The 22,979-nt window shown below is 66.0% G+C and carries 20 protein-coding genes; 14 read left to right on the top strand and 6 right to left on the bottom strand.

Annotated features, from left to right (window positions below; translation table 11 throughout):
- Positions 1-21: 21 nt before the first annotated feature.
- Positions 22-495: a GNAT family N-acetyltransferase gene (locus IAI54_RS16840; RefSeq protein WP_187968300.1), complete on the top strand. Its 474-nt coding sequence runs from the start codon at positions 22-24 to the stop codon at positions 493-495.
- A 116-nt stretch (positions 496-611) separates the two neighbouring features.
- Positions 612-1,073 carry a hypothetical protein gene (locus tag IAI54_RS16835; RefSeq protein ID WP_187968299.1) on the top strand — a complete coding sequence of 154 codons (462 nt, stop codon included), beginning with the start codon at positions 612-614 and terminating at the stop codon, positions 1,071-1,073.
- A gap of 3 nt (positions 1,074-1,076) precedes the next feature.
- Here the strand turns inward: IAI54_RS16835 and IAI54_RS16830 are convergent, their stop codons facing one another.
- Positions 1,077-2,051 (bottom strand): WD40 repeat domain-containing protein, encoded by a 975-nt coding sequence (locus tag IAI54_RS16830; RefSeq protein ID WP_187968298.1) that lies wholly within the window; start codon positions 2,049-2,051, stop codon positions 1,077-1,079.
- A 69-nt stretch (positions 2,052-2,120) separates the two neighbouring features.
- On the opposite strand from IAI54_RS16830, the gene IAI54_RS16825 reads away from it, so the two are divergent.
- Both IAI54_RS16825 and IAI54_RS16820 read left to right on the top strand, forming a co-directional pair.
- Positions 2,121-2,360, top strand: a complete 240-nt coding sequence (locus tag IAI54_RS16825) for a type II toxin-antitoxin system VapB family antitoxin (RefSeq protein ID WP_187968297.1) — start codon at positions 2,121-2,123, stop codon at positions 2,358-2,360.
- A 5-nt stretch (positions 2,361-2,365) separates the two neighbouring features.
- Complete coding sequence (locus IAI54_RS16820; RefSeq protein ID WP_187968296.1) at positions 2,366-2,761, top strand: type II toxin-antitoxin system VapC family toxin; 396 nt, start codon at positions 2,366-2,368, stop codon at positions 2,759-2,761.
- A gap of 57 nt (positions 2,762-2,818) precedes the next feature.
- Here the strand turns inward: IAI54_RS16820 and IAI54_RS16815 are convergent, their stop codons facing one another.
- Complete coding sequence (locus tag IAI54_RS16815; protein WP_187968295.1) at positions 2,819-3,850, bottom strand: CobW family GTP-binding protein; 1,032 nt, start codon at positions 3,848-3,850, stop codon at positions 2,819-2,821.
- 260 nt (positions 3,851-4,110) lie between these two features.
- Here IAI54_RS16815 and IAI54_RS16810 point away from each other — a divergent pair, with 260 nt between their 5' ends.
- From IAI54_RS16810 to IAI54_RS16800, 3 genes are all read left to right on the top strand, one after another.
- Complete coding sequence (locus IAI54_RS16810; RefSeq protein WP_187968294.1) at positions 4,111-4,581, top strand: MarR family winged helix-turn-helix transcriptional regulator; 471 nt, start codon at positions 4,111-4,113, stop codon at positions 4,579-4,581.
- A 113-nt stretch (positions 4,582-4,694) separates the two neighbouring features.
- Entirely contained in the window at positions 4,695-5,609 is a 915-nt protein-coding gene (locus IAI54_RS16805; protein ID WP_235679077.1) for a DMT family transporter, read from the top strand.
- Positions 5,610-5,694: 85 nt separating this feature from the next.
- A complete protein-coding gene (locus IAI54_RS16800; RefSeq protein WP_187973198.1) occupies positions 5,695-6,717 on the top strand; it encodes a LacI family DNA-binding transcriptional regulator in 1,023 nt (340 codons plus the stop codon).
- A gap of 112 nt (positions 6,718-6,829) precedes the next feature.
- Here the strand turns inward: IAI54_RS16800 and IAI54_RS16795 are convergent, their stop codons facing one another.
- Positions 6,830-7,183 carry a DUF2059 domain-containing protein gene (locus tag IAI54_RS16795; RefSeq protein ID WP_187968293.1) on the bottom strand — a complete coding sequence of 118 codons (354 nt, stop codon included), beginning with the start codon at positions 7,181-7,183 and terminating at the stop codon, positions 6,830-6,832.
- 235 nt (positions 7,184-7,418) lie between these two features.
- Between IAI54_RS16795 and IAI54_RS16790 the strand changes: the two genes are divergently transcribed.
- Positions 7,419-8,402, top strand: coding sequence for a 2-hydroxyacid dehydrogenase (locus IAI54_RS16790; RefSeq protein WP_187968292.1), 984 nt, complete (start codon positions 7,419-7,421; stop codon positions 8,400-8,402).
- Between the two features lie 26 nt (positions 8,403-8,428).
- Here the strand turns inward: IAI54_RS16790 and IAI54_RS16785 are convergent, their stop codons facing one another.
- Positions 8,429-9,202: a gamma-glutamyl-gamma-aminobutyrate hydrolase family protein gene (locus IAI54_RS16785; protein ID WP_187968291.1), complete on the bottom strand. Its 774-nt coding sequence runs from the start codon at positions 9,200-9,202 to the stop codon at positions 8,429-8,431.
- 287 nt (positions 9,203-9,489) lie between these two features.
- Between IAI54_RS16785 and IAI54_RS16780 the strand changes: the two genes are divergently transcribed.
- Positions 9,490-10,596 (top strand): TRAP transporter substrate-binding protein, encoded by a 1,107-nt coding sequence (locus tag IAI54_RS16780; RefSeq protein WP_187968290.1) that lies wholly within the window; start codon positions 9,490-9,492, stop codon positions 10,594-10,596.
- Between the two features lie 284 nt (positions 10,597-10,880).
- Positions 10,881-11,987, top strand: a complete 1,107-nt coding sequence (locus IAI54_RS16775; protein WP_187968289.1) for a TRAP transporter substrate-binding protein — start codon at positions 10,881-10,883, stop codon at positions 11,985-11,987.
- A gap of 239 nt (positions 11,988-12,226) precedes the next feature.
- Here the strand turns inward: IAI54_RS16775 and IAI54_RS16770 are convergent, their stop codons facing one another.
- The gene (locus tag IAI54_RS16770) at positions 12,227-14,101 is read right to left on the bottom strand and encodes a TRAP transporter large permease (RefSeq protein WP_187968288.1); all 1,875 of its coding nucleotides are present in this window, start codon (positions 14,099-14,101) and stop codon (positions 12,227-12,229) included.
- Complete coding sequence (locus tag IAI54_RS16765) at positions 14,094-14,675, bottom strand: TRAP transporter small permease subunit (RefSeq protein ID WP_187968287.1); 582 nt, start codon at positions 14,673-14,675, stop codon at positions 14,094-14,096. Before IAI54_RS16765 ends, IAI54_RS16770 begins: the two co-directional genes overlap by 8 nt.
- Before the next feature lie 315 nt (positions 14,676-14,990).
- Between IAI54_RS16765 and IAI54_RS16760 the strand changes: the two genes are divergently transcribed.
- The 4 genes from IAI54_RS16760 (at position 14,991) to IAI54_RS16745 (ending at position 22,774) form a co-directional block, all read left to right on the top strand.
- Positions 14,991-18,458, top strand: coding sequence for an indolepyruvate ferredoxin oxidoreductase family protein (locus IAI54_RS16760; RefSeq protein ID WP_187968286.1), 3,468 nt, complete (start codon positions 14,991-14,993; stop codon positions 18,456-18,458).
- 116 nt (positions 18,459-18,574) lie between these two features.
- Entirely contained in the window at positions 18,575-20,881 is a 2,307-nt protein-coding gene (locus IAI54_RS16755) for a putative bifunctional diguanylate cyclase/phosphodiesterase (protein ID WP_187968285.1), read from the top strand.
- Positions 20,882-21,219: 338 nt separating this feature from the next.
- Entirely contained in the window at positions 21,220-21,996 is a 777-nt protein-coding gene (locus IAI54_RS16750; RefSeq protein WP_235679076.1) for an N-acyl amino acid synthase FeeM domain-containing protein, read from the top strand.
- 103 nt (positions 21,997-22,099) lie between these two features.
- Positions 22,100-22,774: a Crp/Fnr family transcriptional regulator gene (locus tag IAI54_RS16745; protein WP_187973196.1), complete on the top strand. Its 675-nt coding sequence runs from the start codon at positions 22,100-22,102 to the stop codon at positions 22,772-22,774.
- The last annotated feature ends 205 nt before the right edge of the window (positions 22,775-22,979 follow it).

Raw genomic sequence — 22,979 nt, 5'->3', positions numbered from 1 at the left:
ACCGGGACCCGCCGCCTGCCCATGATCGAATCCATCTCGCCGGCCGACGAACCGGCCGTTCTGGCGCTGAACACCATCCATGCATCGGAGCTCTCCCTGCTCGATGCAGCCGGACTGAAACGCCTGCTCGGCACCGCCTATGTGGCGCGGCGGATCGGACGAGTGGAGGCATTCATGATCGCGTTCGATCAGGACGCGGACTATTCGAGCCCGAACTTCCTGTGGTTTCGCGAGCGCTATCCGCGCTTTGCCTATGTCGACCGCATCGCCGTCGCGACAGAGGCGCGCGGACGGGGTCACGCCCGACGCCTCTACGAGCATCTGTTCGAGGCGGCGCGGCGGGACGGGCATTCCGTCGTCACGTGCGAGGTGAATTCGGATCCGCCGAACCCGGCCTCCGACGCCTTCCATACAGCACTCGGCTTCCGCGTCGTCGGCGAGGCTGCGATCTACGGGGGCGAACGGACGGTGCGCTATTACGAGCGGCGGCTGTAGCGGCCCGCTCCTGGCGCAGACGGCACCGGCTTCGGGCCGTCTCCCGCGGAGCCGCGGGCGGTGCTATCCTGTCGGCGTCCGCCGTGTTCGCGGGTTCCTGTGAGGGAGGATGTCGCATGCGTCTCGTCTGGCTCCCGGTCCTGGCATCGTCGATCCTGGCGCTGACGCTCGTGCAGGGGCGAGCGTCCGGCGGGCTGCAATGCACCGCCGAGGACGACTTCGCGGTCGTGACGATCGAGAGCGGCGTGACGCGCGGCATGGGCGGTCCGGTCTTCAACTTCCGCGCCACGTCGGTCATCCGCGACGAAAAGGTGGCGGGCGACCTGCGCGACATGGCCTTCGACGGCGAGCATCTGGCGCAGTACTGGCTCGACGGAGAGGAGTTGCGCCTCCTGCTCTACCGCGAGCGCGCGGAGGGAACGCATGGCTACGTCCAGATCGAGGTGCGCACGACGGCAGGGGAGGAGGGGCTCTATGGAGGGACCTACGACCTGACCGTGTTCGACATGACGGGCGACGCCACGGGCGAGGGCCGGACGTTCAAGGGCGCCGGTCCGGTCGAGTGCTTCGTCGAATAGGCTTCAGCCGGCGATGTCGATGACGCCGCAGTCGCCGGCTTCCGAGCCGAAGACGACCCTTCGTCCGAGGCGGTCCCAGCCGAGCGATGTGATCGCGCCCTTGCCCGGCCGGCGCAGCAGCACCTCCTTCTGGTCGGCGATGCGTGCGGCGAGCACCATGCCGTCGGCATAGCCGATGGCGATGAAATCGTCGGCCGGATGACAGGCGACGGCGGTCACCTGGGTGTTGCCCCGCGTGCCGAGTTCGAGCGGCGCCTTGCCCATCGGGCCGTCCTTGCCCTGGAAGGGCCAGACGATGGCGGCCGGTGCGCCGGAACTGGCCAGCCAGCGACCCTTCGGGCTCCAGGACAGGCTCTTCACCTTGGCGGGGTAGCCGGTCATGCGCATGTGCTTGGCATCGACGAGCTTCCAGCCGTGCAGGGCGCCCTCCTGCATGGTGGTGACGAGAAAGTTGCCGTCGGGCGAAAAGGTGATGCCGGTATGCGCGCCGGCCCATTCGAGCTCGGTCGGCTTGCCGTCGGCGGCCGGAAAATGCAGCGTCGCGCCATTGTAGCGCGCCACGCCAATGCGCATGCCCTTGGGCGAGAAGGCGATGCCTTCCACCGTGCGCGGGTGATCGATGGCCTTGGTCCTGCCGTCGGCGAAACGAATGTAGGCCGTGCGCCCGGCGCCCCAGGCGATGGCGCCCTGCGGGCCTGATGCGATGCAGCCGATCCACTTCCGGCCGACGTCGCCGAGTTGCTCGAGCGATCCGTCGGCGCCGATCGCCATGACCTTGCCGTCCTCGCCGCCCGTCAGCAGCCGCTCGGATTTTTCGTCCGGCGTGGCGCAGGTCAGCCCGTCATGCGCCTTGACCTGCCTTTGGCCGTCGGACAGGCGGTGCACCACGCCGTCTGCCAGCGCGAAATGCGGCACGTCCGAGATGAAGGCGGCGACGACGCAATGGCCATCGAGGTCGAGGGGGGCGACGGTTGGCATGGAGCGATCCCTCATGGTATACACAGGCGACAGGACGCGGTGTACACGAAGCCTCGAATCGAACGCAACATGGCATTCCACATCAAGAACCCCGATACGGATGCGCTCGCCCGCAAGGTCGCCCGGGTCAAGGGACTCAGCCTGACGGAAGCGGTGCATCAGGCGCTCGAACGCGAGTACCGCCGGGAAACCGGACGCTCCGCCCTCATGGAAGATGCGCTCGAAATCGTCCGCCGGTTTCAGGAGAAGGGCGATCGATCGAAGGGTGCTCCCGCCGACCGGTCGTTCATCGACAGCCTCTACGAATAGCGACCGTGGTCATCGACGCCTCGGCCCTGACCGCCATCTTCGCAGACGAGGACGATGGCCACTCCCTGCTCGCGCGAATCGAAAGAGCCAGCGTGAGGGCAGTTTCGCCACTGGGGCTCTGGGAAGCCACGGTGGCGCTCGGCCGCATCTACGCCCGCCCGATCGACGAAGTCGCTGCCGATCTTCGACCCTTCATCGACCGCTTCGAGATCCGGTCGCTGCCGGTCACGGCCGATACGACCAGTCTCGCACTCAGCGCGTTCGAGCGTTTCGGCCGGGGTCGCCACAAGGCGTCGCTCAATTTCGGAGACTGCTTCGCCTATGCCGCCGCGCGGCAGCATCGCCTGCCACTGCTGTTCAAGGGGCAGGATTTTTCGCTCACGGACATCGAACCGGCATAGGCGCCGGCCCCCGGGTTGGATCGGGGCGTGGCAATTCCTTTGGTCCGCTGCGTCCGTTCACGCCGCCTGGCAGGCCTCGAACGTCCGCTTCAGCCGCTCCGGGTCGAGCTCGCGGCCGATGAAGACGAGGCGGCTGTCGCGCGGCTCGCCGTCCTTCCACGGACGCTGGTGGTCGCCCTCGATGATCATGTGGACGCCCTGAACCACGTAGCGTTCCGGATCGCCCTTGAAGGCGATGATGCCCTTCAGCCGCAGGATGTTCGGGCCTTCCAGCTGGGTGATCTTCTCGATCCAGGGGAAGAATCGCTTCGGGTCCATCTCGCCCGCACGCAGCGAGACCGACCGGACCGTCACGTCATGGATGGGTGAGGCTTCGCCGTGGTGATCGTGGTCATGGTCATGGTCATGGTCATGGTGGTGATGCTCATGGTCCTCGTGGTCGAGGAAATGGGGATCGTCGGCGAGCACACGCTTGAGATCGAAGGCGCCGCGGTCCAGCACCTCGTCGAGCGCGACGCCGGCGCGTTCGGCACGGTGGATGCGGGCGGCCGGGTTGATCGCCCTGATGGTGGCCTCCACCGCCCGCAGTTCGTCGGCCGTGACGAGGTCGGTCTTGTTGACGACCACCACGTCGGCGAAGGCGATCTGGTCCTCCGCCTCGCGGCTGTCCTTCAGGCGCAGAGGCAAGTGCTTGGCGTCGACCATGGCCACGACGGCGTCGAGCCTCGTCCTGGATCGCACGTCTTCATCCATGAAGAAGGTCTGTGCCACCGGCACCGGATCGGCGAGGCCCGTCGTCTCGACGAGGATCGCGTCGAAGCGGCCCGGCCGGCGCATCAGGCCTTCGACCACCCGGATCAGGTCGCCGCGCACGGTGCAGCAGATGCAGCCATTGTTCATCTCGTAGATCTCCTCGTCGGACTCGACGATGAGGTCGTTGTCGATGCCGATCTCGCCGAACTCGTTGACGATCACCGCGTAGCGCTTGCCGTGGTTCTCCGAGAGGATCCGGTTGAGGAGCGTGGTCTTGCCGGCACCGAGATAGCCGGTGAGCACGGTGACGGGAATCTGGGGCTGGGTGTCGGGCATGGCGCGCCTCTCAGTCGTTGGAACGGGGGTCGCGGTGATATAGGATGCTGAACGCACGATTGCACGCTCCGGATTCAGCGCCCGCGAGGCATCCTTTCGTCGGCCGGGGCATCGGCTGCCAGGGTTGTCATGCAACTGATACAGTCCTCTGCCATGCGTTCGTCGGCGAATTAGCCGGCTGGTTCCCGGAGCTTCGGGCGTCGTCTCCAGCGGCCGGACATCTACGCTCCGCGCATCCGCCGGGGCATCCAGGAGGGGCTATGGCGAAGGAAAAGGGCGCGGCGCTGAGCCGCCTTCAATCGGCGGCCCGACTGTCGCGCACGGCGCTGGCGTCGCGGCTTCTCGACCATGGCTTCTATGCCGGGCAGGACCAGATCATGCTCGCGCTGGCTCTGGAGGACGGGCAGACGCCGGGGCAGCTCGCCGCGCGGCTGGGCGTTCGTCCGCCGACCATCACCAAGACGATCAACCGCCTGCAGGCCCAGTCCTTCCTCGACAAGCGTGCATCCGAGCACGATGCCCGCCAGGCGCACGTGTTCCTCACCGAGAGCGGACGCGACGCGATCAAGGCGATCGAGAAGTCGGTCCGAAAGACGGAGAAGCAGGCCCTCAAGGGGCTGGACAAGAAGGAGCAGAAGGTCCTTGCCAAGCTGCTCGCGCGCATCGAGGGGAACCTGTCGGGCAATCCGCGTCAGATCGACGTCCTGGACGACGTCGACGACGAGGAATAGCCGTCCTTCCTCCCGGCTGCAAAAGGGCACCGAACGATGGGACCGGAAATCGCTTGCCCTCGCATACGGGATCGCTGAAACAGGTCGGATCGATTCCTCTGACGGCGGCCCCGGTGAACAAGTCTCCAGCGACCCAGGAAACGGCGACCCCCGTTCCCGCCATCCTGCTCGTCTTTTCTGCCGGGCTCCTGTTCTCCTTCCTCGACGCAAGCGCGAAGTATCTCGGCTCCGTCGGGCTCGCATCGCCGTTCATCGCCTGGACGCGCTTCGCCATCCACGTGCTCCTGGCGCTCGTGCTGCTGCGCGCGTGGTCGAGCCCGGCGGTGTTCCGGGTCAACAGCATGCCGCGGCAGTTGCTGCGCGGCATGTTTCTGTTCGGCTCCACCTTCTTCAACTTCCTGGCGCTGCAGACGCTGCAGCTGGCGGAGACGGTGTCGATCTTCTTCTTCGCTCCCATGGTGATCACCGCGATCGCCGGCCCCCTTCTCGGTGAATGGGCGGGCTGGCGGCGCTGGATCGCGATCCTCGTCGGTTTCGCCGGCGTCGTCGTCGTCACGCGGCCGGGAATGGGCGTCTTCGGCATCGGTCACGTCTACGCGCTCTGCGCCATGGCAAGCTATTGCCTCTACGTGATCATGACGCGGCACATGAGCCGCCAGGAGACCGCGGAAAGCATGATCTTCTATTCCGCCCTGGCACCGGTGGTGCTGATGGCGCCGACTTTGCCGTTCTACGCCTCGATGCCGCAGGACGGGGTGCAGTGGGCGGTGCTCCTGTCGATGGGCGTGCTCGGCGGCATCGGTCACTGGCTGCTGATCAAGGCCTATCGCATCGCCACCACCACGGCTCTGGCGCCCTATGCCTACCTGCAGCTCGTCTGGATGGTGTCGCTCGGCTATCTCATCTTCGGCGACCTGCCGGATCACTGGACCATCGGAGGCGCGCTCATCATCGTGTCGAGCGGGCTCTACATCGTCCACCGCGAGCGGCAGCTGCGACTGCGCGACGCGGCCCTTTCGAACCACTGATCGGGCAGCAAAAAGGTTTGAACCGACCGACGGCGATGGCGTATAGCTGATTTAAACAGTTTAAAGGACGTCGCGGGAGGGCGCACTGGCGCAGAAGATCAAGCTTTCGACGATCGCGGATGCGCTCGGCGTTTCCACGGCGACGGTGTCCCTCGCGCTGCGCGACAGCCCTCTCGTGGCGGACTCCACCCGCGACCGGATCAAGGAGCATGCCCGCGCCATCGGCTACATCTACAACCGTCGCGCGGCCAGCCTGCGGACCTCCCGGTCGGGGATCGTCGGGGTCGTCGTCCACGACATCATGAACCCGTTCTTCGCCGAGATCCTCCGCTCGATCGAGACGGAACTCGACCGCAGCCGGCAGACGTTCCTCCTGTCCAATCACTACGATCAGCTTGAGAAGCAGCGCAGCTTCATCGACACGCTGCTGCAACTCGGAGCCGACGGGGTGATCATGTCGCCCGCCATCGGCACGCCCCGCGAGGACATCCAGCTGATGGAGGACAACGGCCTGCCGGCTGTCCTCGTCGCTCGCTCCGTCGAAGGCGCCCAGGTGCCGGTGTTCCGCGGCGACGATTCCTACGGCATCGGCCTCGCCACCAATCACCTGATATCGCTCGGCCATCGCCGCATCGCCATGATCGGCGGCACCGACCAGACCTCGACGGGCCGGCACCGGTACCAGGGCTACGTCATCGCCATGCAGAAGGCCGGACTGGACGTCCAGCCGCACTGGCGCCTTCCGGGGCCGCGTACCAAGCAGGCCGGTTTCGAGGTGGCCGGCGAGTTCCTCGCGCTGCCCGACAGGCCGACCGCCGCAGTCTGCTGGAACGATCTCGTCGCGATCGGACTGATGAACGGCATTGCGCGCGCCGGTCTCCTCCCCGGTGTCGACGTGTCCGTCACGGGCTACGACGACCTGGAGGAGGCCGCCATCGCCACACCGGCGCTCACCACCGTCTGGAACGGCCAGCGCGACGTCGGGCGTCGCGCGGCGCGCGCGCTGCTCGATCGGCTGAACGGGGTGGTGGTGCAGGTCTCGCAGGAGCTCATCAAGCCGGAACTGCACGTTCGCCAGTCGACCAGCAAGCCGGTCGAGCGGGACTGAGCCAGGCTCGCCGGCGCAACCTTTCCAGCCTGTTCGACGAAAAAGGGCCCCGGCGGAAACCGGAGCCCTCGAAGTGGCGACCATGCTCAAGATCGCAAGGTCTTTCGGATGGTCAGTTCGTCGACGCGGTTTCGCCCACGACGCCGCACAGGCCGTTCGTCACCGTGCCATAGGAACCGGGATTGAGCGCGGCCCTCTCGCAGGCGTCCCGAACGCCGGCCTGGTCGTCAGCGCCCATGGCGTCGAAGGCGGACCGAATCTCGTCGTCGGAACGATAAGCGCTCCAGTCGTCGTTGAAGAACGGCGCGTAGCGCTCGCGGTCGTTCTCGTACATCATGCGCTCCTCGTCCGACTGCCAGGTGGCGGTGCGCTCCATGTCGTTCTTGGCCGGCGTGCCCTGGGCGAAGGCCGGGGCGGACACGGCGAATGCGAGAACCGATGCGGCGGCGATGAGTGTATGTTTCATGCTAGTCTCCTTCCGTAGGCGTGGGGTCGCCTTTTCTCTGTGTTTCGCTTTCGGTGAATGCGTCCGACGTCATGCCCGACACAGTCCTGTGGCAAACGACGCGGTCCGGCAGGCGTTCCGAAAAAGGGGTCGCGCGTGTTGACCATTCCGTGAACGCGATCTCGGAACCCGATTGCCCGAGCGCGGAAAACGTCTAGGGTCGCGCGCGATCGACACGCGTTCACAGGATTCAAGAATGCCCCAGCCGCAGATCCGCGACATCGCCGTCCTCGTTCCCGGAAGGCTGCACGGCCACGCCGTCACGCGCCTCGGCGACGGGTTCCGTCTCGTCCGGGTCGACCGCGCGGATCCTGCCCTGATCAGTCCCGAACTCGCCGCCGGCGTGCGGGCGGTCGCTTCGGCGACGGCCATCGACGCAGGCTTCATCGATGCGCTGCCGAACCTCGAAATCATCGCCAATTTCGGCGTGGGCTACGATGCGGTGGATGCGGCCCATGCGGCAGTCCGAAAGGTCATGGTGACCAACACACCCGACGTGCTGACGGACGAGGTCGCCGACACCGCCGTCGGGCTGCTGATCAACACGGTGCGCGAACTGCCGAAGGCGGAAGCCTGGCTCCGGGCCGGCCGGTGGGTGAGCGACGGCGCCTATCCGCTGTCGCGGGCGACCTTGCGCGGCCGATCGATCGGCATCTTCGGCATGGGCCGCATCGGGCTGGCGATCGCGCGGCGGCTCTCGGCGTTCGGCCTGCCGATCAGCTATCACAATCGCAGCAAGGCCGAGAGCGTCGGCTACACCTATCACGACAGCCTGGTCGGTCTCGCGCAGACAGTCGATACGCTCATCTCTGTCGCACCGGGCGGCGCGGCAACCGAAAAGGCGGTCAATGCCGAGGTGCTGTCGGCTCTCGGCGCCAACGGCGTCTTCATCAACATCGGGCGGGGCAGCACCGTGGACCACGCCGCGCTCGCTGCCGCGCTGAAGGATGGCACGATCCTCGCGGCCGGGCTCGACGTTTTCGACGACGAACCGCGCGTGCCCGAGAACCTCCTGTCGCTCGGCAATGCCTGCCTGCTGCCGCATGTCGGTTCAGCTTCGGTGCATACGCGCCAGGCGATGGCCGATCTGGTGGTCGACAACCTGATCGGCTGGTTCGACCAGGGACGGGCGCTGACGCCCGTCAACGAGACGCTGTCGGTGGTGCCGCGCGAGCGTTGACGGCGCAGCGCCCCGGGAGCCAGGCCCTATTCCGCGGCAGCCGCCAGGCCGATGCGGGCGGCTGCGTGGGCGCGCACGGCATCCCCGAAGGCCCGGAAGATCCGCGCCGACGTCTCGTCGCTGCGCACCCAGTACTCCGGATGCCACTGGACACCCACGGCAAAACCCCGGGAGTCGCGCACCGACACGGCCTCCACGGTGCCGTCCTCCGCCACCGCCTCGACCTGGAGCCGGTCGCCCAGCCGGTCGATGGCCTGGCGGTGGACCGAGTTCACGCGGATGTCGCCAGCACCGAAAATGCCGGCGAGGCAGGTGCCTGGCCGGATGGCGACGTTCTGGCGGATGGCGAAGCGAAGGTCGTGATGCTCCCCGGGCGGCGCCCGGTGATCGAGCCGGCCTTCCTGCTCCTGGATCTCGGTGGCCAGGGTTCCACCCAGCGCGACGTTCATCTCCTGGATGCCGCGGCAGATGGCCAGCAGCGGCACGCCGCGTTCGATCGCCTTGCGGATCAGCGGCAACGTGGTCGCGTCGCGCGCGGGATCGTAGGGACCGTTCGCTTCCGTCGCCTCGCCTCCATAGAGGTCGGGATGCACGTTCGTCTTCGACCCGGTGATCATCACGCCGTCCACGCAGGACAGGAGCCCGTCGAAGTCGACGCGTTCCCCGAGACTGGGCAGGACCATCGGCAGGACGCCGGCGCCGGTGATGGCGGCCTCTACGTATTGCTGCGGAACTGCGTGCCAGGTGTAGGCATCGAAGCTGCGGATATCGGAAGAGACGGCGACGAGGGGCTGGTTCATGATCGGGTTCCGGCCTTGCGGTCGTTCGGGATGAGCGGAGACGGCCCTATCTAGCCTTTTCACCACGCTTTTCCAACAGGGCACGGACCGCACTCATCGGTAGGCATCAACACGTCTTAGATCAAACAATTAACGTGGTTTTCCAGGTTCTTAGGTAAAAATACGCTATCGTCCCGAATCGGCACTCCAAATGCTGGACGGGGCTTGCGGCCTGTGCAAAGCAAACCGTTGGATGCCTGGGCCGCACCCTGAAAGCCCGGCATTTCGCCACGATCGGAGGAGAAAACATGGATCGTCGTTCATTCATCAAGCAGGCCGGCCTGACCGGCGCAGGCGCCGCCGCCGCGACCGCGCTCGCGGCCCCCGCCATCGCGCAGTCGACCCCCAAGATCACCTGGCGACTGACGTCGTCCTTCCCGAAGTCGCTCGACACGATCTACGGCGGCGCCGAGGTCTTCTCGAAGATGGTTTCGGAAGCCACCGACGGCAATTTCGAGATCCAGGTCTTCGCGGCGGGCGAAATCGTGCCGGGCCTTCAGGCGGCCGATGCCGTGACGTCCGGCACGGTGGAAGCCTGCCATACCGTTTCCTACTACTACTGGGGCAAGGATCCGGCCTGGGCGCTCGGCGCCGCCGTGCCCTTCGCGCTCAATGCGCGCGGCATGAACGCCTGGCACTACCATGGCGGCGGCATCGACCTGATGAACGAGTTCTATGCCCAGCACAACATCGTCGGTTTCCCCGGCGGCAACACCGGCGTCCAGATGGGCGGCTGGTACCGCAAGGAGATCAACACCGTCGCCGACCTGCAGGGTCTCAAGATCCGGATCGGCGGTTTCGCGGGGCGCATCATGGAGAAGCTCGGCGCGGTGCCCCAGCAGATCGCCGGCGGCGACATCTATCCGTCGCTGGAGAAGGGCACCATCGACGCGGCCGAATGGGTCGGCCCCTATGACGACGAGAAGCTCGGCTTCTACAAGGTGGCACCGTACTACTACTATCCCGGCTGGTGGGAAGGCGGCCCGACCGTCCATCTCATGTTCAACAAGGAGAAGTACGACGCGCTGCCGAAGGCGTATCAGTCGCTGCTGCGCACGGCCGCCCAGGCCGAGGACGCCAACATGCTGCAGAAGTACGACTATCTGAATCCGGAGGCGATCAAGCGCCTGGTGGCCAACGGAACGCAGCTTCGTCCGTTCACGCAGGACGTGCTGTCGGCCTGTTTCGACGCTTCGCTCGGCATCTATGACGAACTGACCTCGTCGAATGCCGCCTTCAAGAAGATCTGGGACTCGATCGCCGACTTCCGCAGCCGGCATTTCCTGTACTCGCAGATCGCCGAGTACAATTACGACACGTTCATGATGATCCAGCAGCGTTCCGGCAAGCTCTGAAGCCTGCCGATCGCGACGACCAGGCCTCGGGACGGCAACGTCCCGGGGCCTTTTTATTTGTAGACCGGGGCTTGCGAGCGGCCCGCTCCTTCAGCGCCGGGCCGGGGATGCGTATGCATGCGAACACGCTGCTCAAACCGTTCAATCCGTTGCTGAATAAAACGTCTTGGCGACGAGCGAGTCGCTGGACAGGTTCCGGCCCATATGCATTGATAACCAACAGTTGGCCGGCTTGTCATGGGAACACTAGCCAGGGCAGCTTCAATCCAAACGGGAGGAAGTACATGGATCGTCGATCATTCATCAAGAAAGCAGGCCTTGCCGGCGCCGGTGCGGCCGCGGCCACCTCGCTCGCTGCACCCGCCATCGCCCAGTCGATGCCGAAGATCACCTGGCGCTGCACGTCGTCCTTCCCGAAGGCGCTCGACACGATCTACGGCGCGGCCGAGACCATGGCGAAGTTCGTCAAGGAGACCACCGACGGCAATTTCGAGATCCAGGTCTTCGCAGCCGGCGAAATCGTGCCCGGCCTGCAGGCGGCGGACGCAGCTTCCGCCGGAACCGTGGAACTCGCCCATACCGCTTCCTACTACTACTGGGGCAAGGATCCGGTCTACGCCTTCGGCACGGCCATCCCGTTCGGTCTCAACTACCGTCAGCAGAATGCCTGGTACTACTATGGCAACGGCAACGCGCTGATGAACGAGTTCTACGCCACCCAGGGCCTCTACGGCATGCCCTGCGGCAACACCGGCGCGCAGATGGGCGGCTGGTTCCGCAAGGAGATCAACACGCTCGACGATCTCAAGGGCCTGAAGATGCGCATCGGCGGCATGGGCGGCAAGATCATCGAGAAGCTCGGCGTCGTGCCGCAGCAGATCGCCGGCGGCGACATCTATCCGGCGCTGGAGAAGGGCACGATCGACGCGACCGAGTGGGTCGGGCCGTATGACGACGAGAAGCTCGGCTTCCAGAAGGTCGCCCAGTACTACTACTATCCGGGCTGGTGGGAAGGCGGGCCGGTCCTGCACACGCTGGCTAACCTGGCCAAGTGGAACGAGCTGCCGAAGCCCTACCAGGCGATCCTGGAGACGGCCTGCCGCGCCGCCAACGCCGACATGATGGCCAACTACGACTTCAAGAACCCGGCCGCGATCAAGCGCCTGGTGCAGGCGGGCGCCCAGCTGCGCCCGTTCAACCAGGAGATCCTGTCGGCCTGCTACGAGGCGGCGATGGGAACCTATGCCGAGATCAACGCCGTGAATCCGATGTTCAAGAAGATCTACGACGACCAGCAGGCCTTCAAGCGCGACGCCTATCTGTGGGCCCAGCTGACCGAGTACAACTTCGACACGTTCATGATGATCCAGCAGCGCGCCGGCAAGCTCTGAGGCAGGCCTCCGCCGCGAATGCAGAAGGCCCCGGAGCGGCGACGCTCCGGGGCCTTTCTCTTTGCCGGGCTCGCGGCCGCGGGCACGGCCGAGGGGGCCTACATCGTCCGGCGACCCGCGGGTCTCCGGCATCGGGCGACACACGGCGGGGATGCGAGCCGCTCTGCAACGCCGGTCGCCCTGCCTGCGGGTCTGCCTGCCCCGATCGCGCGATCACCCGCGGGACCGGCGCTGCCGCGTCAGAACTTCGGCGGCTGGCTGAGGTCGTTCTGCGCCGGAGCCGGCGCGGCTGGAGCCGGCTGGCTCGCGCCCTGCGTTTGCGCCGGAGGCAAGCCGAGGGGCGGAAGGCCGAGACCGTTCCCGCCCTGGGTTCCGCTCGCAGGGCCGCTGCTGCCTGCGGGCGCTCCGATCGGCGGCAGGCCGAGCGGCGGCAGACCGAGCCCTCCGCCATTGTCCGCACCGCCGCCGAGCGGCGGCAGGCTCATGCCTCCGCCTGCTCCTCCGCCTCCCAGGGGCGGCAGCTGGATCTGGATATCGCTCTGGGGCGGGGCGGACTTGTAATGCGTCACCAGTCCCGGGAAGGCGATGACGAGCAGGATCATCAGGAACTGGATGATGATGAAGGGCAGCGCGCCCTTGTAGATCTCGATCGTCCTGATCCCCGGCATCATCCGTCCCGACACCGTGTCCTTCCACTCGCGCATCGGCGCGACGGAGCGCAGGTAGAACAGCGAGAATCCGAAGGGCGGGGTCAGGAACGAGGTCTGGAGGTTGATGCCGAGGATGATGCCGAACCAGATCAGGTCGATGCCGAGCTTTTCGGCCACCGGAGCCAGGAGCGGCACGGCAATGAAGGCGATCTCGAAGAAATCGAGGAAGCAGCCGAGGATGAAGATGACGATCGTGACGACGATGAGGAAGCCCGTCTCGCCGCCGGGCAGCGACAGCATCAGTTCCTCGATCCAGATGTTGCCGTTGATGCCGTAGAAGGTCAGGCCGAAGACGCGCGCCCCAATCAGGATGAACATCACGAAGGCGGACAGCTTGGTGGTGGAGTCCAGCGCCTGCTTCAGGACGGTCATGTTCAGACGCCCCTTCACCAGGGCCAGGATCAGCGCGCCGGTCGCGCCCATGGCGCCGCCCTCGGTCGGCGTGGCGATGCCGAGAAAGATGGTGCCGAGCACCAGGAAGATCAGCGCCAGCGGCGGGATCAGGACGATGATCACCTGCTCGGCCAGACGGGACATGATGCCGAGCCTGAAGTAGCGGTTGGCAAGACTGAACAGGTAGGCTGCCAGCGTGGCCACCGTCGCGGCCCAGACGAGGCGGATTTCGTAGCGCATCTCGGCGAAGACGGTGTGGTAGGTCAGCCAGTAGATCGCCGCCGCTGCGGCCAGCACCACGACGAGCGAGGTCACCCCGCTGCCCAGCGTGCGCGCCTCGACGGGCAGAGCGGGAACCCATTCGGGCTTCAGCAGGCTGACCGCGAGGATGTACATGCAGTAGATGCCGATGATGATCAGCGCCGGCACCAGCGCGCCGACATACATGTCGCCGACGGAGCGGCCGAGCTGGTCGGCCATGACGATCAGCACCAGCGATGGCGGAACGATCTGGGCCAGCGTGCCGGATGCGGCGATCGTGCCGGTCGCGACCGAACGGTTGTAGCCGTAGCGCATCATGATCGGGAGCGATATCAGGCCCATGGCGATCACGGAGGCGGCCACGACGCCGGTGGTGGCGGCGAGCAGCGCGCCGACGAGAACCACCGCGAAGGCCAGGCCGCCGCGGATCGGCCCGAAGAGCTGGCCGATCGTGTCGAGCAGATCCTCGGCCATGCGCGACCGCTCGAGGATCAGCCCCATGAAGGTGAAGAACGGGATCGCCAGCAGCGTGTCGTTGTACATGATCCCGTAGATTCGCTCGGGATGCGACTGGAGGAGAGGCCAGAACAGGCGGATCTCGCTCGAAATGTGCGAGAACTCGACGCCGATGACGAAGAAGATCAGTCCGCCGGCGGCCAGCGTGAAGGCGACCGGATAACCGATCAGCAGCATCGCCATCACCGTCACGAACATGATCGGGGCGAGGTTGTGGGCGACGAAATCAATCACGGCGCTCGCCCTCCATCTCGATCGCCGCCTCGGCCGCCGGTGGCAGGTCGTGCTGCGGAGACGGGTCGTCGATGACGCCCATGATGACGGCCGCACGCTTGACGATTTCCGAGACCGCCTGCGCCAGGAGAAGGATGAAGCCGAGCAGCACCATGCCCTTGGCCGGCCAGATGATCAGGCCGCCGGAGTTCGAGGACATCTCGCCGCTTTTGTAGGACAGGATGAACCAGGGCCAGCACAGATAGACGAGCAGCGCCGCGAAGGGCAGCAGCAGGAAGACGTGGCAGAGAAGATCGACCCAGTCGCGGGTCCGCTTGCTCAGCCTGTTCGAGATGATGTCGATACGGATGTGTTCGTTCTGCCGCAGGGTGTAGGCCGCGGCGAGCATGAAGACCGTGCCGTAGAGATACCACTGCAGTTCCAGCCATGCGTTCGACGAGATGTCGAAAGCCTTGCGCATGCTGGCATTGCCGGCGCTGATCAGAACCGCGACCAGGATCAGCCAGGAGACGTTCTTTCCGACGAATCCGGTAACGCCGTCGATGAGCCGCGAAAGAGCCAGAAGCCCCGCCATGAAGTCCACCTCCCGATTTGCACTGGCCGGCAGCCCCGCCGGCCGGTGGCGCTTCTTTTCTGATTCTCACGCCGTCCGGCCAAGCCACGGCTCGCCGTGGCACCCGCAGGGTGATTATCAGCTTTGCGGTCGCAATCAAAGAGATTGGCGATCAAACCGGCTCCCGGTCGGGTCGACTAGGTGTTTCTACGTAAGCGGCCCGGCCGGCGCGGTGACGTCGAATTCGTTTGACGTGACGTGCTTAGGGCGAAAGACTCCGGACCCGAAGACCAAGACCGGTTCCGCTCCGCGCGGCGAGGATCCAGGGAAAGCCCGATGACGCTGCACGACGTTTCGCTCGACGACAAGTTCGACCTCGGCAAGGATCGCATCTTCGTCTCGGGCGCCCAGGCCATCATCCGCATGCTTCTCATGCAGCGCGAGCGTGACCGGCTGGCAGGGCTCAACACCGCCGGCTTCGTGACCGGCTATCGCGGTTCGCCGCTCGGCGGTCTCGACCAGCAGCTCTGGAAGGCCAAGCGGCAGCTGGCCTCCTCCGACATCGTGTTTCAGCCGGGTCTCAACGAGGAACTCGCGGCCACGGCCTGCTGGGGCGCGCAGCAGACGGAGCTTCTGGGCGAAGGGCGCTACGACGGCGTCTTCGCGCTCTGGTACGGCAAGGGCCCCGGCGTCGATCGCGCTGGCGACGTGTTCCGCCACGCCAACCTCGCGGGCTCGTCGCGGCACGGGGGCGTGCTGGCGCTGATGGGCGACGACCATACGGCCGAATCGTCGACCAATGCGCATGCGACCGAACTGCAGTTCGTGGACACGATGATCCCGATCCTCAATCCGGCCGGGGTGCAGGAAATCGTCGACTACGGCCTGCTCGGCTATGCGATGTCGCGCTTCGCTGGCACCTGGGCGGCGATGAAGTGCGTGAAGGACAACATCGAATCGACCGCATCGGTCGACGTCTCGCTCGACCGCCTGAACATCGTGCTGCCCGAGATCGACCTGCCGCCCGGCGGGCTCAACATCCGCCATGAACTCGACCAGATGGGCCAGGAAGCGCGGCTGCACAATTTCAAGCGTGCGGCGGCCAGCGCCTTCATCCGCGCCAACGGGATCAACCGGATCGTCTACTCCGGGGGTGCGGACGCGCGGATCGGCATCATCACCATCGGCAAGAGCTATCTCGACGTGCGCCAGGCGCTGGAGGACATCGGCATCGACGAGGCGAGGGCCAACCGGATCGGCGTGCGCCTGTTCAAGCTCGGCTGCCCATGGCCGCTCGATTTCGAGCATCTGCGCGACTTCGCCCGTGGCCTCGAGATGATCGTGGTGGTGGAGGAAAAACGGTCATTGATCGAGGCGCAGGTACGCGAGCAGCTCTACGGGACCGGCATGCAGCCCGTGGTCGTAGGCAAGCGCGACGAGCACGGCCACATGCTGTTCCAGCCTCAGGGGGCGCTCGACCCGAACGAGATCGCGATCGCGCTCGGCGAGCGCGTGCTGCGCGTCGTCGGCCATGCCGACGACATCGCCGCGCGCGTGGCACAGCTCAGGCAGTTCCAGGCGATGCTGGCCGACACGAAGGACGTGGGCGTCCGCACGCCCTACTTCTGTTCCGGCTGTCCGCACAATTCCTCGACCAAGGTGCCGGATGGCTCTCTCGCCGGCGCCGGCATCGGCTGCCATTTCATGGCACTCTGGATGGACCGCAAGACGGTCGGTTTCACGGCCATGGGCGGGGAGGGCGCGCAGTGGATCGGCCAGGCGCCGTTCTCGAAGCGCGACCACCAGTTCCAGAACCTCGGCGACGGCACGTACAACCATTCCGGTTCGCTGGCGATCCGCTTCGCCGTCGCGTCCGGCGCCAACATCACCTACAAGATCCTCTACAACGACGCCGTGGCCATGACCGGCGGCCAGCCGCACGAGGGCGGGCTGTCGGCGCCGATGATCGCCGAGCAGGTGCGCGCCGAAGGCGTCGAACGGATCGCCATCGTCACCGACGAGCCGGAGAAGTACGGTGCTCTCCCGGTCCCGGCCGGCGCCACCGTCCACCACCGCGACGACCTCGATGCCGTGCAGCGCGAACTGCGCGAGGTAAAGGGCGTCTCGGTGCTGCTCTACGACCAGACCTGCGCTGCCGAGAAGCGGCGCCGGCGCAAGCGCGGCACCTTTCCGGATCCCGACAGGCGGGTGATCATCAACGAACTGGTCTGCGAAGGCTGCGGTGATTGCGGGGTGCAGTCGAACTGCGTGTCCGTGCAGCCTGTGGAGACCGAGTTCGGGCGCAAGCGACGCATCGACCAGTCGAGCTGCAACAAGGACTTCTCCTGCCTGAAAGGCTTCTGTCCGTCCTTCGTGACGGTCCATGGCGGCAGGATCCGCAAGGCCGCCGGTGCGGCCGGCGGTACCGATCCGCTGGACGGCGTGCCGGCACCGAAGGTCGCGGACGCCGCGACGGGCTGGGCGGCGATCATCGACGGCATCGGCGGAACGGGCGTCGTGACGATCGGCGCGGTGCTGGGCATGGCCGCGCACCTCGAAGGCAAGGGCTGCGGGCTCATCGACATGGCCGGCCTCGCGCAGAAGGGCGGGGCGGTGTTCAGCCACGTCCGCGTGGCCGCGACGCCGGAGGACATTCACGCCATCCGCGTCTCGGCGGGCAAGGCAGACCTCGTGCTCGGCTGCGACCTCCTCGTCTCCGGCTCGAAGAAGGTGCTGGGGGCCGTGCGGGAGAACCATACGATCTTCGTCACCAACACGGCCGAGGTGATGCCGGGCGACTTCGCGCGTTCGGCGGACTTCTCGTTGCCGACCGAGCGGCTGAAGAAGGCGATCCGAGCGGCCGCCGGTGAGCGCAACGCGCATTTCTTCGACGCCACGCGCACCGCCGCGGCACTGTTCGGAAACTCGCTCGGCGCCAACATGTTCATGCTCGGCTTCGCCAGTCAGCTCGGCGGGATCCCGGTATCCTCCGAAGCGATCGAGAGGGCGATCGAGCTCAACGGGGAGGCCGTGGCAATGAACGTCAGCGCCTTCCGCTGGGGTCGGCGCGCTGCGCACGAGCCGGAATTCGTCCGCGCACGAGTCGCTGCCGCGGCGTCCGGACAGGCCGGGCAGGCGCTTGCCGGCACCCTCGACGACATCGTGGCGAAGCGATCTGCCTTCCTCGCCGCCTATCAGAACCGCGCCTATGCCGAGCGCTACGAGCGGCAGGTGGCTTCGGTGCGGGCGGCGGAGGAGAAGGCCAGGCCCGGTTCGACGGCGCTGGCCGAGACCGTTGCCCGCAACCTGTTCAGGGCGATGGCCATCAAGGACGAGTACGAAGTCGCGCGCCTCTACACGGACGGCTCGTTCGAGAGGCAGGTGGCGGCGCAGTTCGAGAGCGTCGAGAAGCTGGAGTTCCACCTCGCGCCGCCGATCCTCGGGCGCACCGGCTCCGACGGCAGGCCGGTCAAATCCTCGTTCGGGCCATGGATGATGACCGGTTTCCGTATCCTGGCGCGGCTGAAGAGCCTGCGCGGGACGGTGTTCGACGTGTTCGGCCGCACCGAGGAGCGGCGCATGGAGCGGCGCCTCCTGGCGGAGTACGAGAACGACGTCGCCCTGCTCGTCCGGGACCTGACGGCAGAGCGGCTCGACGCGGCCTGCGCGCTGGCCGCGGTGCCGTCGCTCGTGCGCGGCTTCGGCCACGTCAAGGCGGCCAATGCGCAGAAGGCGGCGGCGGAACGTTCGCGCCTCATCGAGCGCTTCGCCCGGACACGGGATGTCCTGCAGGCCGCCGAGTAGGAGACCGTTCGGCCGGGTCGATCAGGCTTGCCGGAGTGCCCGCTCCGGCCGGACCTCGCCTAAAGCTTTTTTAATGTGAATGTGCGACTGGTTCGCATACCAATCGGTCGCCCGCAGTGAAGCACAGCAAGGACACCATTCCGGAAGACGTGTACGTCGGGTTCGTCAGGTCGCTCTTCCTCGACCCTGGCATCCTGCTGATCGGCGCCTGCTGCCATGGCATCATGGGCTTGATGGTATACCTGCGCAGCAACGAGCCGGTCTATCTCGTGCTGACGGTGCTGATGCTGTTCGCCGGCCTGTATCGCTACGTGGCGATGCGGCAGGTGCAGGCCGAGTCGATCACGGAAATCAACACTGCCGTGGCGCGCGAGCGCTACTACATCATCGCCGGCACCGTGCAGGGCGCCGTCATCGGCCTGTTCTCCTTCTGCGCCGTCTATCTCTACTCCGACGAGTTCGCCGAGCTGGCGGCCGTCTCGGTCGCGATGGGTGGCGCCATCACCATCGCCGGGCGCAACTACGGCTCCAGGAAGATGGTTGCGATTCTCTCGCTGACCACGATCGGGCCGATCGCTCTCGCGCTGATGCTGAAGGCCGATATCTACAATTTCGTGCTCGGCCTGTTCATCATCCCGTTCATGATCATCATCATGAAGCTGGCGGAGCTGGTGCGCGACGTGCTCTTCACCGCCATCAGCGAGCAGAAGAAGGCCACGAAGCTCGCGCAGCGATTCGACCGCGCCCTCAACACCATGACACACGGACTGGTGATGCTCGGCCCTGACAGCCGGGTGATCGTGGCGAATGCCGAGGCGGCCGAACTGATCGGCGTCGCGAAGACCGACAGGCTCATCGGGCGCAGCCTCAAGGCGCTGCTGCTGCGCGGTGCTGCGGGTGGCCTGATCAGCCGGCGCGACTGCAGCTTCATCGAGGCGCAGCTGACGCTGGCGCTGCGGGAAGGATGCGGCCGCAAGCTTCTCGTCACCCTCACCAACGGCCGCTGCCTCGAGTTTTCCGCGCGCGAGGGCAGCGACGAGCTCAGCGTCATCACCTTCGAGGACGTCACGTCCCGCGTGCAGGCGGAAGAGAAGATCCGCACCATGGCGCGCTACGACAGTCTCACCGGCCTGCCCAATCGCGCCTATTTCCACGAGATCGTCGCAGAATGCATGGTCACGGGCGACCGCGAAAGGCTGTGCGCGCTGGCGATCTTCGACCTCGACGACTTCAAGAGCATCAACGACACGCTCGGACATCCGGTGGGCGACGGGCTGATCTATGCCATCGCCGAGAAGCTCGCCTTCTTCGCGGACGACGACGTGAAGATCAGCCGGTTCGGCGGCGACGAATTCGTCATCTACTTCGACAGGATCGAGGACGAGAACCACCTCAGCATGCTGCTCGACGGCATCTTCGAGGGCCTTCAGGAAGAAGTCGACGTGGCAGGTCATGCACTGCGCGCCCAGTTCAGCGCCGGGGCGGTGTTCCTGCCGGTCAGCTACGACGATGCCGAGGGCATGATCGTCAAGGCCGACCTCGCGCTGTACGAGGCCAAGGAGACGGGCAAGAACAGTTGGCGGCTGTTCGAGGCGACGATGGACGCGGCCTTCCGCCAGAAGCAGATCCTCAAGGCCGACCTTCGCAATGCCGTGCAGGCCGGAGCCCTGCGCGTGGTGTTCCAGCCGATCATCGACATCAAGAACATGTCCGTGGTGACCTGCGAGGCGCTCTGCCGGTGGGATCATCCCGAACTCGGCGCCGTGTCGCCGGGCGTCTTCATCCCGCTTGCCGAGGAGATGGGCATCATCTCCGACATCAGCATCCAGGTGCTGAGGGCGGCCTGCGAGGAATGCGCCAAATGGCCGGAGCCCATCGGCGTCTCCGTCAACCTTTCGGCCCGCGACTTCCGCTCCGCCGGCATCGTCGATCACGTGCGCGACGCGCTCGCCGACAGCGGTCTGCCGCCGCACCGGCTCGAGGTCGAGGTGACCGAGACCGCGATCCTCGACGACAAGCTTTCGACGCGGACCTACCTCGAGCAGATCCGCGGTCTCGGCGTGCACATCGCCCTCGACGATTTCGGTACCGGCTACTCGAGCCTCAGCTATCTGCACACGCTGCCGCTCGACAAGGTGAAGATCGACCGGTCGTTCCTGCAGGACATCACGTCGGACGACAGGTCGCTGGAATTGCTGTGCGGCATCGTCTCGCTGTCGCGCAAGCTGGGATTGACCATCACCATCGAAGGCGTGGAGACGTTCGAGCAGCTCAAGCTCCTGTCGTCGCGCGTGAAGCCCGACCTCCTCCAGGGCTTCCTCTTCGGCGCGGCGCTCAGCGCTTCGGGTATAGAGGCGATGTCCAAGACGACAGTCCCGTTCGGGGAGGACATCTCGCGGCTGCGGTTGTTCGCGGGTCGCTAGCCGACCGTCAGGTCCGTCCGCTTCCAGCGCCTCGGGAAACCGGGTCCGCCATCCGTCGCGGCCTTTGCCGGCCCCATGATCCGAAGTCGCTCCGCCCTTGCGGAAGGCGCCGCTGCGCCGGCCTGCATCCGCCGGGAGGCCGCACCCGGCACCCCCCACTCACGACAAGGTCTCCACCGAGGCACACTCCAGGATTGAAAAGTCCGACCACCGGCATTGAAGGCGCCCCGCATTAAGGTTAACGGAAGGTAAACGAAGTCGGACGAAGTTTCAGCTTTACTGCGCGCAACCTTAGGGTACGTTTCAGGCAGGCAACACGTGTACGGGGACCAGGCGAAATGACCGTGGCAGTGGAGAGCGGCAAACTCGAACGGCCCACCGCTCTGGTGCGGAACGTCGGAGGCTCGGCCTTCGCAGACAGCGTAGCGGCACTGCTGGAGCGTGCCGAGTACAGGCGCTGCGAGAAGGGCGAGGATCTCGAGGCAGTCTACCGGCTTCGCTATAAGGCCTACAGAAACCACGGCACGGTACCCACGACGGCCGAACGCACGACGACGGACCGCTACGACGAATCGCCCAACTGCTACCGGTTCGGCGTGTGGCTCGACAACGAACTGGTGAGCACGGTCCGGCTCCATCACCTGACTCGGGAGATGCCCTATTCGTCCGTCATGGACGTGTTCGGAGACGTCATCGCACCGCGGCTGGAGCGGGGCGAGACCTTCATCAACCCGACGATGTTCGCCGCGGACCCCTACTACGCGACCGTCTATCGCGCGCTTCCCTACGTGACTCTGCGGCTTGCGGTGGTCGCCAACACCTATTTCGATACCACCAGCTGCATCTGCGTCATCCGCAACGATCATACGGCTTTCTACAAGCGCGTGTTCGGAGCCGAACAGGTCGGCGATCCGCGACCGCATCCGTCGTTCACGGTCAACGTGATGCTCTACGACTCCCCCTGCGCCACCAACATGCAGCCGACGCTGGAACGGTTTCCGTTCTTCCGGTCGACAGCGTTGGAGCGTCGCCTGCTGTTCGGGCGCGCCGCGAAAGGCGAGGTGGGATCGCTGACGATTCTGCCGACGGCGCGCTATCTGAAGAACGCCGCCTGAGCGGACCCGCCGGCGGTCATCCGTCGGCTTGTATCGCAGCGGTGGAGAGGCATAAGCTTGCCTGGCAGCGCCCCGTCCGGAACGGCGCCGGCGATGAGGCATGATGAACCCACGCGAAGAGACCGTACGCACCGCCATCTGGGCCAGCGAGCTGACCGAGGACGAGATCGAGCGCGCTGCGCGGGGCCTCACCGAGCGCAGCTTCGCGAAAGGCGCCTATGTCTGCCACCGCGGCGACAGGCTCGACTACTGGACCGGCGTGCTCGAAGGTCTCGTGAAGGTGTCGGCAATTTCGCGCGGCGGCAAGCCGATGACCTTCGCAGGCGTCACCACCGGAAGCTGGTTCGGAGAAGGGTCCGTGCTGAAGGGCGAGCCGCGCCAGTACGACGTGGTCGCCATCCGCGAGACGCGCCTGGCCATGCTCAACCGGGGCACGTTCGACTGGCTCTACGAAAACAGCAAGGGGTTCAACCGCTTCCTCGTGCGCCAGCTGAACGAGCGGGTCGGACAGTTCATCGCCACCATCGAGCATGACCGCATCCTCGGCCCTCGCGCGCGGGTGGCCCGTCACCTGTCGTGGTTCTTCAACCCGGTGCTCTATCCCCATGTCCGCACCGAGATCGCGATTTCGCAGGAGGAACTCGGGCTGCTCGCCGGCGTGTCGAGGGCGGTCGCCAACCGTTCGCTGCAGGAACTGGCCGACGAGAAGCTGATTGCCCTGGAGCACGGCCGTATCCGGGTGATCGATCTCGAAACCCTGAAACGCTACGAATCCTGATCGGCGCGGACGACCCGCCGAAGGGTCGCGCGGTGAACCGAAAACAATGATTTCAGGGTGTTGGCCGGCGCGAAGGGCGCATCGCTAGCAGAGCAAAGGCACCTGCGTCTGTCAATCGCGAAGTTGCTTCCGGGGGTGCGACATGGGAGCGTCGGTCATGGGAGATGTCCCGCCGCCCAGGGGCAGGAGCGCATCGGGCGCGGCA

This window comes from Aquibium microcysteis (assembly GCF_014495845.1).
Taxonomy (GTDB): domain Bacteria; phylum Pseudomonadota; class Alphaproteobacteria; order Rhizobiales; family Rhizobiaceae; genus Aquibium; species Aquibium microcysteis.
Note: the sequence above shows the minus strand (reverse complement) of the source record. Positions and strands in the feature narration are given on the sequence as shown.